12 protein-coding genes are annotated in these 12,928 nt (G+C 72.1%); 3 read left to right on the forward strand and 9 right to left on the reverse strand.

What is annotated here, in order from left to right; genetic code table 11:
* Positions 1 to 6: 6 nt before the first annotated feature.
* The 3 genes from DLJ58_RS09145 to dapE form a co-directional block, all read right to left on the reverse strand.
* On the reverse strand, positions 7 to 552 hold the full coding sequence (locus tag DLJ58_RS09145; protein ID WP_124854795.1) for an LOG family protein: 546 nt from the start codon (positions 550 to 552) through the stop codon (positions 7 to 9).
* The gene (locus DLJ58_RS09150; protein WP_124854797.1) at positions 552 to 1,406 is read right to left on the reverse strand and encodes an LOG family protein; all 855 of its coding nucleotides are present in this window, start codon (positions 1,404 to 1,406) and stop codon (positions 552 to 554) included. Before DLJ58_RS09150 ends, DLJ58_RS09145 begins: the two co-directional genes overlap by 1 nt.
* Positions 1,407 to 1,769: 363 nt before the next feature.
* Positions 1,770 to 2,843 (reverse strand): succinyl-diaminopimelate desuccinylase, encoded by a 1,074-nt coding sequence (dapE, locus tag DLJ58_RS09155; protein ID WP_091406181.1) that lies wholly within the window; start codon positions 2,841 to 2,843, stop codon positions 1,770 to 1,772.
* Positions 2,844 to 2,921: 78 nt separating this feature from the next.
* Here dapE and dapD point away from each other — a divergent pair, with 78 nt between their 5' ends.
* Positions 2,922 to 3,881, forward strand: a complete 960-nt coding sequence (dapD, locus tag DLJ58_RS09160) for a 2,3,4,5-tetrahydropyridine-2,6-dicarboxylate N-succinyltransferase (protein ID WP_124854799.1) — start codon at positions 2,922 to 2,924, stop codon at positions 3,879 to 3,881.
* A 51-nt stretch (positions 3,882 to 3,932) separates the two neighbouring features.
* On the opposite strand, the gene DLJ58_RS09165 is transcribed toward dapD, so the two are convergent.
* Positions 3,933 to 7,352, reverse strand: coding sequence for a S8 family serine peptidase (locus DLJ58_RS09165; RefSeq protein ID WP_124854801.1), 3,420 nt, complete (start codon positions 7,350 to 7,352; stop codon positions 3,933 to 3,935).
* A gap of 76 nt (positions 7,353 to 7,428) precedes the next feature.
* Between DLJ58_RS09165 and DLJ58_RS09170 the strand changes: the two genes are divergently transcribed.
* Positions 7,429 to 7,986, forward strand: a complete 558-nt coding sequence (locus DLJ58_RS09170) for a sugar O-acetyltransferase (RefSeq protein ID WP_091406187.1) — start codon at positions 7,429 to 7,431, stop codon at positions 7,984 to 7,986.
* Here the strand turns inward: DLJ58_RS09170 and DLJ58_RS09175 are convergent.
* Genes DLJ58_RS09175 through fdxA form a run of 5 tightly spaced genes read right to left on the reverse strand, consistent with a single transcriptional unit; the run spans position 7,983 to position 11,759 of the window.
* A complete protein-coding gene (locus tag DLJ58_RS09175; RefSeq protein ID WP_124854803.1) occupies positions 7,983 to 8,630 on the reverse strand; it encodes a nucleoside/nucleotide kinase family protein in 648 nt (215 codons plus the stop codon). The two genes, DLJ58_RS09170 and DLJ58_RS09175, sit on opposite strands and share 4 nt — an antisense overlap.
* Positions 8,630 to 9,280, reverse strand: a complete 651-nt coding sequence (locus DLJ58_RS09180; RefSeq protein WP_124854805.1) for an SIMPL domain-containing protein — start codon at positions 9,278 to 9,280, stop codon at positions 8,630 to 8,632. Before DLJ58_RS09180 ends, DLJ58_RS09175 begins: the two co-directional genes overlap by 1 nt.
* Before the next feature lie 10 nt (positions 9,281 to 9,290).
* The gene (locus DLJ58_RS09185) at positions 9,291 to 10,310 is read right to left on the reverse strand and encodes a prephenate dehydrogenase (RefSeq protein ID WP_124854807.1); all 1,020 of its coding nucleotides are present in this window, start codon (positions 10,308 to 10,310) and stop codon (positions 9,291 to 9,293) included.
* 22 nt (positions 10,311 to 10,332) lie between these two features.
* Positions 10,333 to 11,436 (reverse strand): succinyldiaminopimelate transaminase, encoded by a 1,104-nt coding sequence (dapC, locus tag DLJ58_RS09190; protein WP_167493691.1) that lies wholly within the window; start codon positions 11,434 to 11,436, stop codon positions 10,333 to 10,335.
* A complete protein-coding gene (fdxA, locus tag DLJ58_RS09195; protein ID WP_030490464.1) occupies positions 11,433 to 11,759 on the reverse strand; it encodes a ferredoxin in 327 nt (108 codons plus the stop codon). The genes dapC and fdxA overlap by 4 nt, the downstream gene beginning before the upstream one ends.
* Positions 11,760 to 11,838: 79 nt before the next feature.
* Here fdxA and DLJ58_RS09200 point away from each other — a divergent pair, with 79 nt between their 5' ends.
* Positions 11,839 to 12,810 (forward strand): GNAT family N-acetyltransferase, encoded by a 972-nt coding sequence (locus tag DLJ58_RS09200; RefSeq protein ID WP_124854811.1) that lies wholly within the window; start codon positions 11,839 to 11,841, stop codon positions 12,808 to 12,810.
* Positions 12,811 to 12,928: the final 118 nt, after the last annotated feature.

A 12,928-nucleotide genomic window follows, 5' to 3' on the forward strand; every position in this document is an offset into this window, starting at 1 on the left:
GGGTGGTCAGGTTAGGTGGGATTCCAGGATGTTGAGGGCCTCGGTGACGGTGGTGGTGACCGTCAGGAGGTCGCGGCCGGCGGGCTTGAGGAAGGTCTGGTCGGCCAGCGCGTCGAGCCAGTCCAGCAGGGGGCGGTAGAACCCGTCGGTGTCGACCAGCACCATGGGTTTGCTGTGCAGGGCGAGGGTGGCGGTGGTCCAGACCTCGAACAACTCGTCCAGGGTGCCCAGGCCGCCGGGCAGGGTGAGGAAGGCATCCGACTTGTCGATCATCACGGTCTTGCGGCTGGCCATCGAGTCGGTGACCAGCAGCTCGTCCGAGGCCAGGTCGGCGACCTCCAGATCGACCAGTGACTGCGGGATCACGCCGACGGTGCGTCCACCGGCGGATCGGGCGCCGTCCGCCAGCGCGCCCATCATGCCGACGCAGCCACCGCCGCTGACCAGCGTGTGGCCGCGCCGAGCCAGCTCCGCGCCGGTCTCGGTGGCCAGGTCCAACCAGCGCTGATCGAGGGTACGAGAGGAGGCACAGAAGACGCAGATTGCCGCCATCAGTCGTGGTTCCGAGCCTGTTCGGCTGCGGCCTGCTGGTCTGCGCCGGTGCGCGCGACAGCCTCCTCGCGGACCGCCTCCTGCTCGGCGGAGAGCGCGGCCTCCGACTCGACGATGTACCGGATCGCCTCGTTGACGTCGTCGGTGAGGCAGATCAGGTCCAGGTCGACCGGCCCGATCTTGCCGGTGGCGGCCATCGTGTCGCGCAGCCAGTCCAGCAGGCCCTGCCAGTAGGCGACGCCCATGAGCACCACCGGGAACCGGGTGACCTTGCCGGTCTGCACCAGGGTGAGCGCCTCGAACAACTCGTCCATGGTGCCGAACCCGCCGGGCAGCACGACGAACGCCTGGGCGTACTTGACGAACATCGTCTTGCGGGCGAAGAAGTAGCGGAAGTCGATGGCCAGGTCGACCCAGTCGTTGATGCCCTGCTCGAACGGAAGCTCGATGCCGAGCCCCACGGAGAGCCCACCGGCCTCGCTGGCGCCCCGGTTGGCGGCCTCCATCACCCCGGGCCCACCTCCGGTGATCACCGCGTAGCCGGCTCGGGCCAGCGCACCGCCCAACTGCTCGGCCAACTGGCACTCGACGCTGTCCGGCGCGCTGCGCGCGGAGCCGAAGACGCTGACCGCGGACGGCACGTCGGCGAGGGTGTCGAAACCCTCGACGAACTCGGCGAGGATGCGCAGCGCGCGCCAGGCGTCCTTGGTCTTCCAGTCGCTCCGCCCCCGTGAATCCAGCAGTCGCTGGTCGGCGGTGCTGCTCGGGATCGCCCCTCTACGCAGGGTGACCGCACCGCGATGCCGCTCCTGTCCCGGACCGCGACCGGCCTCCCGCCCGTTGCTCTGACTCATGGGGCAACCGTAGTGGAGCAGCACCGCTCGGGTGCGCGGGGCGGGGACGCCGAGAAATTGTTCGGGATCATGGGCAACTATTCGGCGCTCGCGTACGTCTTACTATTCACATACCGGGTATGCCCCGGCGCGCGCCTTCGGGGGAGGAGACAGCGTGATCAGTAACAGCGAGATGATCCGGATCCGTCGCCAGATGCAGCGACGGATCCGAGACGTGGTGGCCGAACGCCGCCGCACCCGCCAGCAGAACCCAACCCCTACCTCCCCCACCCCATCCGGATCCGATCAAGAGGTTTGCGTCGCCGACAACGGGCCAGGCTGACGCAAACCTCTTGATCACCAGGGTCCCCGACGCGGGGCAGGTCAGGCCGGGGCCAGCCAGCGGTGCAGGGTTGCCGCGCCGTCGCGGATCTTGCTGATCTCGACGTGCTCGTCGGGGTGGTGAGCGAGGTTCGGGTCGCCCGGGCCGAAGTTCAGCGCGGGAATGCCCATCGCCGCGAACCGGGCCACGTCCGTCCAGCCCAGCTTGCCGATCGGCGCGGCGCCGACCGCCGCCAGGAACTCCTTCGCGGGGGCCGCGTCGAGCCCGGGCGCGGCACCGGCAGCCGTGTCGGTGACTGTCACCTCGAAGCCGGCGAACACCTCACGCAGGTGCGCCTCCGCCTCGGCCGGGGTGCGGTCCGGGGCGAACCGGTAGTTGACCTCGACCTCACAGAGGTCGGGAACCACGTTGCCGGCAACTCCACCGTTGATCCGCACCGCGTTCATGCCCTCGCGGTAGTCGCAGCCGTCGATGGTGACCCGGCGCGCCTCGTACGTCTGGAGCCTCCGCAGCACCTCACCGGCGGCGTGGATGGCGTTCACCCCGTGCCAGGAGCGCGCCGAGTGGGCGCGTACGCCGGTCGTGGTGACCACCGAGCGCATGGTGCCCTGGCAGCCCGCCTCGACGATGCCGTACGTCGGCTCCAGCAGCACCGCGAAGTCCGCCTGCAACCACTCCGGGAATGCCTGGGCGACGAGGTTGAGCCCGTTGTACCGGGACTCGATCTCCTCGGCCTCGTAGAAAAAGTACGTCACGTCGTAGCGCGGCTCGGGCAGCGTCACCGCCAGGTGCAGCGCGTACGCGGTGCCGGACTTCATGTCGGAGGTGCCGCAGCCGTACATCAGGTCGCCGCGCATGGTCGACGGAAAGTTGTTGTTCAACGGCACGGTGTCGAGGTGCCCGGCCAGCACGACACGCTGCGACCGACCGAGGTCGGTGCGCGCCATCACCGTATTGCCGTGCCGGTGGGTGGTCAGGTGCGGTACGCCCCGCAGCACCTCTTCGACACAGTCGGCGATCGCCTTCTCGTTGAGGGAGACGGACTCTATGTCGACCAGAGCGCGGGTCAGCTGCACCGGATCGGCGAGGACCTCGGGGGTCAGCGGGTTCTCCATGGTTCGCACGGTACCTTCAGGTCTGTCAGCGCGAGGAGCGAGCCGAGGTCAGCCCGGCCGTGACCGAGAGGTGTAACAGTGACGTCCGCAGATTCCGCCTGGGGCATCGGCCTGGCTACGGTCACCGCAGACGAGCAGGTGCTCGATACCTGGTACCCGACCGGCAAGCTGGGCCTGGGCGAGCTGCCGCTGGTCGCCGGCGAGGACAAGGCGGACGTGCTCGACCTGCCGCCGGCCGCGCTCGGTGACCGGCCCCTGCCAGGTCTGCGTACCGTGCAGGTGGTGACCGTGATCGGCTCGTTGGACGACCCGATCAAGGACGCGTCCGACGCGTACCTCCGGTTGCACCTGCTCTCGCACCGCCTGGTGCGACCCAACCAGATCAACCTGGACGGCATCTTCGGCAAGCTGGCCAACGTGGCCTGGACGTCCGCCGGGCCGTGCCCGCCGGAGCGGGTGGACGAGCTGCGCGTGATCGAGCGGGCCGCCGGCCGGCACCTGGCGGTGTACGGGGTCGACAAGTTCCCCCGGATGACCGACTACGTGGTGCCCTCCGGTGTGCGGATCGCCGACGCCGACCGGGTCCGCCTCGGCGCGCACCTGGCCGCCGGCACCACAGTGATGCACGAGGGCTTCGTGAACTTCAACGCCGGCACCGTCGGCACCTCGATGGTCGAGGGGCGGATCGTGCAGGGCGTGCTGGTCGGCGACGGCTCCGACATCGGCGGCGGGGCCTCCATCATGGGCACCCTCTCCGGCGGCGGCACCGACAAGATCAGCATCGGTGAGCGGAGCCTGGTCGGCGCGAACGCCGGCGTCGGGATCTCCCTCGGCGACGACTGCGTGGTCGAGGCCGGCTGCTACATCACCGCCGCGTCGAAGATCACGCTCCCCGACGGCCGGGTGGTCAAGGCCCGGGAGCTGTCCGGCGTCGACGGCCTGCTGTTCTGGCGCAACTCGGTCACCGGCGGGCTGGAGGCCCGGCCGCGCACCGGCCGGGGCATCGAGCTGAACGCCGCCCTGCACGCCAACGACTGACGGCCCCGCCGGGTCCGCGGCGCTCGGCCGCGGACCCGGACGGGGTACGCCTCAGCGCAACCGGTACGCCTGGATGATCCGTTGGGTCACCGTGTTGCCGGCGGTGTCCCGGGCCGTGGCCCGCAGCGACACGTGGCCGGCACCGGCCGGATGCCGCAACAGGGCCGACCAGCCGTCGGCCGAGGTGCGGACCAGCTTCGCCTTGCCCCAGGTCTTTCCGCCGTCGTACGAGACGTCGACGGCGAGCTTCTTTACCCGGGTGGCCGGTGCTCCGGGCTGCCGCTGCACCCGTACCGGTACGACGAAGCCCTGACCGGCCGGAGCGCTGTTGTCGACCCGCAGCGGCGGCGCGAAGCGCACCGTCGACAGCGGGAGTCGGGCCGGCGTCTCACCGGCGACGTGCCTCGACCGGAAGGTCCAGGTGGATTCCACCTCGGTGCTCAGGTCGGTGAAGCTCCGCTTCGCCGACGTGACGAGCCGGTAGTCCGCCGCGCCCGGTGGCACTGCGAACTCTCCGGAGCCGGCGTACTCACTCTCACCGACCAGCTTGCCGTTGCGCCACAGCGTGGTGTGCTCGCTGTCGGTCAGCGAGGCGCCCGGGTGCCCGGCAGCGTCGCTGTGCATCGGCACGCCGACCAGGATGGTGTCGCCGACCCGGCTGACGCTCTGTTCCGGCCAGCGCGGTTTCGGGAAGGACGGTCCGTACGGGGCCTGGTTCCAGATCTCCTGGACTGTCCGCCCGGCACGGTACGCGGTGGGGACGGAGAAGAGCGCTGCCTTCGGGTTCAACCAGCCGTCCTCGTCCACCGTCCCGAAGTAGACCTCGGATTCCCACTTCACATTCCTGGTGTTGTAGTACTCGACTCGCTGGCCGGGCACGACGGTGGGCAGGACCAGTGCGGAGCCGCCGACGTTGTACTCCAGCTCGGGGAGCACGATCCGCTCGGCCGCCAGGCCCGGGTCTCCACCACGGAACTGGTGCACGACCGTGGCCAGGTCCCGTCGGGCGTAGTCGCGGACGGACCCCGTTGGCATCCGGCCGGGAATCGCTTCAGCCAGCGCGTACAGGTACGGGCTGTTGGCCGTGTCCGGCGTGGTCCACTGGCTGCTGACGGTGGCGACGAACTTGTCGGCGGGGACCGGCTTGCCGAGCGCACCGCTGGTCAGACCGGTGAACGTTTCCGCCCAGAGCCCGACGCCGTACGCGCTGCCGTCGTCGGCGGTGAAGTTACCGCTGAGGTCGATCAGTTGCGGGACGGCGGTCCGGTCCGGAATGGTCATCCGGACCGGCTTGGCCCGGCGGGCGTCCACGACGATCCGGGTGTCCCGCTCGACGGTCACCTCGGGCTGCATCAACATGGACAATCCGGGCTGCTCATCCTCCGGACCGGGCTCGAAGACGAGGCCGCTCAGGCCGTAGTGCCCCTTGGGCACCCGCACGGTGGCCACCCCGTCCGAACTGACGAGGTCCCAGCTGCCAAAGGTCTCCATCCCCACCAGCGCGGTCCAGTGGTCCGCAGTGCGCGCGCCGGCGCGGTTCAGGTGCTCCACGGTGAGCGTGTAGCTCTCCACCTCCCGGTGCACGGCCAGTGGGGTGACAGCGACCGCCGCACCCGACCGGGCCACTATCCGCCCGGTCCAGTAACCGTCGGCGTCGCCGAGCCGGGTGTCCGTGGTGACCGTCGTGGCGGCCGTGCCGCCCGCCGGCACCGTGAGTTGGTTGGCGCCCAGCTGGAACAGGCCGGCCGGTAGCGCCCGACCGCCGGGGCCGGCGCCCTCGATGCCGAGGTCCACGGTGACCGGGGCCGGACCGTCGTTGCGCCAGGTCACCGTGCGGGTGATCGGGGCGTCGTCGCCGTGCGGCCAGAACGTACGTCCGAACGAGACGCTCACCGGGTCGGTGGTGAGCTGTTGGGTGATCGCGTGTGCAACGTCGACCCGCCCGGCTCCCTGCTGGTAGGCGGTCTGGTCCGGGTGTGGCTTGGCGGCTGCCATCAGGGTGGCCTTGAGCCGGTCGGCCCGCCATCCCGGGTGTTGCTGGGCCAGCAGCGCGGCCGACCCGGCGACGTGCGGGGTGGCCATCGAGGTGCCCGAGAGGGTGACGTAGCGGTCCCCCACCGGATCGCCGATGAAGCCGTTGGCGGACCGTGCTGCGACGATGTCGACGCCGGGCGCGGTGATGTCCGGCTTCAGCGCATCGTCGCCGACTCGCGGGCCTCGGCTGGAAAAGTCGGCCAGTTCGTCGTCGCGGTCCACCGCGCCAACTGCGAGCCCGGCGTCGGCGCTGGCCGGTGAGCCGACCGAGCCGTTCGAGCCGTCGTTGCCGGCGGCGAGGACGAACAGCGTGCCGGTCTGCGCGGTCAGGGTCTGCACCGCCTCCTCCAGCGGGTCGACCTCCGGGGTGTCCCAGCCGCCGAGGCTCATGTTGATCACTGCGGCCTTCTTCTCCACAGCGGCCCACTGCATGCCGGCGAGGATCGCCGAGTCGGGGCAGCCCGTGTCCTCACAGACCTTGCCGTCCAGCAGCGTCGCGTCCGGCGCCACACCCCGGTACCTGCCGCCGGAGGCCGCGCCGGTGCCCGCGATGGTCGAGGCCACGTGGGTGCCGTGGCCGACCGTGTCCCGAGCGTCGGCGACCTCGGTGAAGTTGCGCGCCTCGGCCACCTTGCCGGCCAGGTCCGGGTGGGTGGCGTCGACGCCGGTGTCCAGCACCGCGACGGACACGCCCGTACCGGTGAACCCGGCCGCCCAGGCGGTGGGCGCGCCGATCTGCGGCACGCTGTGGTCGAGGGTCACCCGTCGACGGCCGTCCAGCCAGATCCGCTCGACGCCCCCCGCCGCGTCGAGCCGGGCCCCAGCGGGACCGGTGGCGACCTTCTCCCAGACCGCGCCCAGGGAGGACTTGTCGCTGTTCAGGGCGGCACCGCGAATCACCGGCAGGTCGCGGGTCAGCCGCGTGCCGGGCAGAGCGGCCGAGGCGCGCCGCGCGGTACCCGTCGAGCCGTACGACACCAGCAGCGGCAGGGTGTTGCGGTGGGCGTCGTCGTAACCCGCCTCGACCAGCCCAGTGACGTCGAAGAGTCGCCGGTCCACCCGGCCGGAGCGCAGCAACGGCACCGCGTCCGTCGGCGTCACGGAGAGGCGTCCGCGCTCGCGCTGGACCAGGAACTGCACGTCCTCGCGGCCGGCGCCGGGCCGGACCGAGGCGCCGGACGCGGTGACGGTGACCCGGTCACCGGTGATCAGCGTGACCGTGGTCGAGCGGTTGACCGTGGGTCCACCCGGAGTGGACTGTTGGCCGGTGCCGCCCGGCGGGGCGGGCACGGCGGCCGTGGCTGAGGCGGGAGCCGGCGCGGAGAGCGCCAGCGCGAACACGAGGCCGAGGGCGGCCAACTTTCTTCCCTGGTGCAACGGATCCTCCTGGTCAAGCGTCTTGATGGATGGAGTCACATTGACAACCCAGAATTGCATACCGAGTATGCAGAATGAAGGCCGAAAAATGACGGACCGGCCACGAGGCGACGAACCGGGCCGGCATGATCGGACGGTGACCTCCATGAAGGACAAGATGCTCGCCGGCGAGCCATACATCGCCGACGATCCCGAGATCGTCGCCGATCTGGACCGGGCCGCCCGGCTGATGGAGCGCTTCAACACCAGTCCTGCGGCCGATCCGCAGGCCCGGATCGCGGCACTGCGTGAACTCCTCGGCGAACTGGGCGAGGACACCTGGATCCGACCACCGTTCTACTGCGACTACGGCTGGCAGATCCGGATCGGCCCGCGCAGCTTCGTCAACTACAACGCGGTCTTCCTCGACGTCGCCCGGATCACCCTCGGCGCGGACGTCCAGGTCGGCCCGAACGTGCAGCTACTCACCCCGACGCATCCGGTCGAGCCCGGCCCGCGACGGGACAAGTGGGAGGCGGCCAAGCCGATCACCATTGGCGACAACGTGTGGCTCGGCGGTGGCGCGATCGTGCTGGCCGGCGTGACGATCGGCGCGGACACCGTCGTCGGCGCAGGTGCGGTGGTCACCCGGGACCTGCCCGCCAACGTGGTGGCCGTCGGCAATCCGGCCCGGCCGGTCCGCGAACTCGGCTAGACCGTCGGCGGATCCGACAGGCGGACGACCAGGTCGGCCCGGTCGGCGGTGGGGGTGATCAGGGCGGCGTTCGACTCGTCGCTGCCCAGCGCCCACGCCCGCGCCTGCTCCGGCGACCGACCGAACGCCTCGTGCCGGGCGGTCAGCCGGCGGTGCCGCACCTCGGCGTCCAGGTCGAGAAACCACGCCTCGTGCAGCAGCGATCGGATCTCCTGCCAGGGGAAATCCGACGACAGCAGGTAGTTGCCCTCGGTCACCACCAACCGGACCGACGGCGGCACCTCGATCGCGCCGGCCACCGGCTCCTCCAGCTCCCGGCGGAACTCCGGTGCGTAGACCGACGTCGGCTCCAACCGGCGCAGCCGGCGCAGCAGCGAGACATACCCGTTGGCGTCGAAGGTGTCCACGGCGCCCTTGCGGTCGGCGCGGCCCAGGCGAACCAGTTGCGACTGCGCCAGGTGAAAGCCGTCCATCGGCACCAGGCAGGCGGCCGACCCGATCTCGGCGACGATCCGCTCCGCCAGGGTGGACTTCCCGGCGCCCGGTGCGCCGGCGATGCCGAGCAGTTGTCGCGGGCCGGCCTCGGCGAGCACCAGCGCCCGCGCCACCAACTCGTCGGCGGACAGCACCCGGGCCGGCGGCATCAGCCCAGGACCGGGTCGCTGATGGTGAACCGCGCCTGCACCGCCGCCTGCACCGTCTGCGGCTGCGGGTCCAGCTCAAGCTCCGGCGGTCCGCCGCCCGCGCCACCGCCCCCGCCGAAGGCCGCACGGGCGAACATCGGCCGGTCGGCCGGGCCCGCATCGGCCAGCTCGATCAACGAGGTGACCCGGGCGCCCAGCGCCTCCGCGTACTCCCGGGCCCGCAGCAGGGCGTCGTTGATCGCGGCGTGCCGGGCCGCACGATGTGCGGGGCTGTCCGGACGAAGCTCCCACCACGGGCCGGCCACCTCGACCTGGTCCTGGTCGGCGAGCCGGAGCATCAGCTCACCCAGCGCGGTGAAGTCGGTGACCGTGACGGTGGTGGTGACACTGCCGTGCCAGGCGACCACCCGCTCACCCGAGCGCCGGGTCTCCGGCCGCACCCGCAGGTCGCCGGTCTCCCGCCGCGCCACCGCCGGCCCGGAGCCGTCCAGCAGCACGCGGACCGCCGCGGCCCGCTCGGCCAACCGGGTCAGCGTCGCCTCCCGGTCCCGGTCACGGGCCGTCGCGGTGACCGCGAACCGGGCCAGCTCGGGAGGCACCTCCCGGTACGCCTCGCCGCGCACCTGCACCACCGGACCGTCCACCGCCATGCCCCTCAGCCTAGTCAGCGACAGGGCGCCGCGCCGCGTAGGAGACAGTGTCCGCGTCGACGTGCAGGCCGGTCAGGTAGCCGCCGGCCACCCCCAGCTCGCACAACCAGGACACCTCTGCGGCGTGGTCACCAGCGGCCGGGAACTGCCGGTCGTACGCGTCGAACCGCCGGTCGCGCAGCGCCACGCGAGAGGCCCGCGCCTCGTCGTAGCGTGCGGTGAGCGCCGGCGCGTCCTCGGCGCGCAGCGCGGCGGTCAGGTCGTCCAGGAACGCGGTGACCTCGGCCAGCTCACGCAGCACCCGGTCCCGGTTGCCGAGCAGCATGTTGGCGGTCCGATCGGCCGGGGTTCCGGCGACCCGGGTGCCGTCGGAGAAGCTGCCGGCGGCGAGCGCGAGGATCGCGTCGCGCAGCGGTGCGCGTTGCACGGCGCCGGCCAGCGCGCCGGCGAGCAGGTGCGGCACGTGTGAGGCGAGCGCGGCAGCCGAGTCGTGCTCCGTGGCCGACATCGGCACCACCCGGGCCTCGAAGACCTCCACCAGCAGCTCGGCCAGCCAACGGAACGCGGGCGTGGCCGGCCCGGGGGCCGGGCAGAGCACCCAGGCCGCGCCGGTGAGCAGGTCCGGTTGCGCGGCCGTCAGGCCCGCCCGGTCGGTGCCCGCCATCGGGTGGCCGGGCACGAACCGGTGCGTCAGCCCCTGCGCGGCGGCGAACGCCCCCACCTGCTCCTTGGTGCTACCGACGTCGGTCAGCACGCAACGCTCACCGGTCATCGCCGCCACCTCGACCAGCGTCGCCGGCAGGGTGGGCAACGGCCCGCACAGGAAGACCACGTCCCGGTCGGTCACCGCCTCGACCAGGCGGTCCGGCGCGGGTACGCCCACCCGGCGGGTCTCCCGCCGGGTGGCCTCGTCCGGGTCCCACCCGACCACGTCGATGCCGGCGGCGGCCATCCGGAGCAGCACCGAGCCACCGATCAGGCCGGTGCCGACCACCGCCGCCCGCACCCGCGCACCTGGCCTGTCCACCATGCTCGACCGCCCGGAGCCGCGATCAGGCGAGACGTGCCGCGACGCCGGCGATGTGCTCGTCGGACTCGGTCAGGGCGACCCGGACATGCTGCCCGGCCGTTGGGCCGTAGAAGGCGCCGGCGGCGACCAGGATGCCGCGTCGGGCCAGCCAGTCGACCGTCTGCCAGCAATCCTCACCCCTGGTCAGCCAGAGGTACAGGCCCGCCTCGGAATGCTCGACGGTGAACCCGGCACCGGTGAACGCCGCAGCGAGCACCTCCCGCCGGGCGCGGTAACGCTCCCGCTGCTCCTCGGCGTGTCGCTCGTCCTCCAGCGCGGCCACCATGGCCGCCTGCACCGGCGCGGGCACGATCATGCCGGCGTGCTTGCGGACCTTGAGCAACTCGGCGACGAGCGCCGGGTCGCCGGCCACGAAGCCGGCCCGGTAGCCGGCGAGGTTGGACCGCTTGGAGAGCGAGTGCACGGCCAGCACCCCGGCGTAGCTACCCCCGCTGACCTGCGGAGACAGCACCGAAATCGGCTCGGCCGACCAGCCCAGGGGCAGGTAGCACTCGTCGCTCGCGACCACCGCGCCACGTTCCCGGGCCCAGTCGACCACCTTGCGCAGGTGCGCGGCGGGCAACACCCGGCCGGTCGGGTTGCCGGGCGAGTTGACCCAGACCAACCGGACCCGCGGGGTCGGCCCGAGCGAGGTGAGCGAGTCGGTACGGACGACTGTGGCACCGGCCAGCCGAGCGCCGTCCTCGTAGGTGGGGTACGCGATCGACGGCACCACAACCACGTCACCCGGGCCGATGCCGAGCAGCGTGGGCAGCCAGGCCACCAGCTCCTTCGAGCCGATGGTCGGCAGCACACCGAGACCGTCGACGCCGGCGCCACAGGCTCGGGACACCCACGCCGCGATCGCGGCCCGCAGCGCCGGCGTGCCGGCGGTCAGCGGGTAACCGGGAGCATCGGACGCGTCAGCCAACGCCCGCCGGATCACCTCGGGCACCGGGTCGACCGGCGTGCCCATGGAGAGGTTGATCAGGCCCTCCGGATGCGCCGCGGCCAGCGTGGCCGCGGCGTCCAGGGTGTCCCAGGTGAACTCGGGCAGCCGCGACGAGACCGGCGCGGGCCGGTTCAGTGGCCCTCGCCGCGCGGCGGCTGCGCGGCGACGAAGGTGGCGTCCTTCTCCACCTTGCCGACCTTCGAGGCACCACCGGGCGAGCCCAGGTCCTCGAAGAACTCGTAGTTCGCGCCGGTGTAGTCCTTCCACTGCTCCGGGACGTCATCCTCGTAGAAGATCGCCTCCACGGGGCAGACGGGCTCACAGGCACCACAGTCGACGCACTCGTCGGGGTGGATGTAGAGCATCCGGTTGCCCTCGTAAATGCAGTCGACCGGGCATTCCTCGATGCATGCCTTGTCGAGCACATCTACGCACGGCTCGGCGATGATGTAGGTCACCGGTCTTCTCCTCCGCAAGACTCGCCGCGATCTCCCGCGACGGTAAGAGCCTAGTATCTCGCCGGGGAGGGGGTCGATCGTGCTCCGACAGCAGGATGTGGGACACCGGATCGTGGTCCGCCGGATTGTGGGGATTCGCGAGGGCCGCCCGCAATTTTCCGATGCCCTCGGCGAGCTGGTCGAGCTGAGCGAGACTCATCTCACGCTGGCCACCGCCCAGGGGCCGCTTCGGGTCCCGGTGGCGCAGGTCCACCGCGCCAAGCGCGTTCCGCCGACCCGTCGGCCGACCGCCTCGGCGGTCGTGGCGCTGGAGCGGGCCGCCGACGAAGCCTGGCCGGCACCGACCAGAGGCCGACTCGGCGACTGGCTGCTCCGGTCGGCCGAGGGCTGGACCGGGCGCGCCAACTCGGCGCTGCCGATCGGCGACCCGGACCGACCACTGGCCGCGGCGGTCGACGCGGTGGAGCGCTGGTACGCCGAGCGGGGGCAACCCGCGTTGATCAACACGCCGCTGCCCCTCGCCGCACCGGTCGGCGCCGAACTGGACGCCCGCGGCTGGGGCACCCGCCCGCCGACGCTGGTGCAGACCGCGCCGCTGCCCCTGCCTGCGTCAACGCCCGCCGGCGGCCAGGCCGACGGGTGGAGCAGTGCCGTCGTCGAGCTGGCCACCGCGCCCAGCGACGAGTGGCTGGCCATCGCCGCCGGCCGCAAGGGCGGCCTGCCGGACGCCGCCCGGCACGTCCTCACCGCCGTGGACCAGGTCCGCTTCGCCCACGTGTACGCCGAGGGCACCCTGGTGGCCGTCGGCCGCGGCACGGTGACCGGCCAGGGGCGCTGGTTGGGCCTCAGCCTGATCGAGGTCCTACCAGCGGCCCGCCGCCAAGGGTTGGCCCGCCGCGTGATCCACGAACTGGCCAGCTGGGGCGTGTCGGGCGGCGCGACGCACGCGTTCCTCCAGGTCGAGCAGCGCAACACGGCGGCGGTCGCGCTCTACCAGCGGCTCGGCCTCGTCACCCACCACACCTACCTGACCCGGGTCGCCCCGAACTGACCTCGACCGCCGCCGGGCGCGGCTGTGGCCCGGCACGGCGGCGGCCCAGCACGGCGAAGGCCCAGCACGGCGGCGGCCCGGCTGGGCGGCGGCCCAGCACGGCGGCCCGGTACGGCGG

Source organism: Micromonospora arida (genome assembly GCF_003857035.1).
In the GTDB taxonomy this organism is placed as follows: domain Bacteria; phylum Actinomycetota; class Actinomycetes; order Mycobacteriales; family Micromonosporaceae; genus Micromonospora; species Micromonospora arida.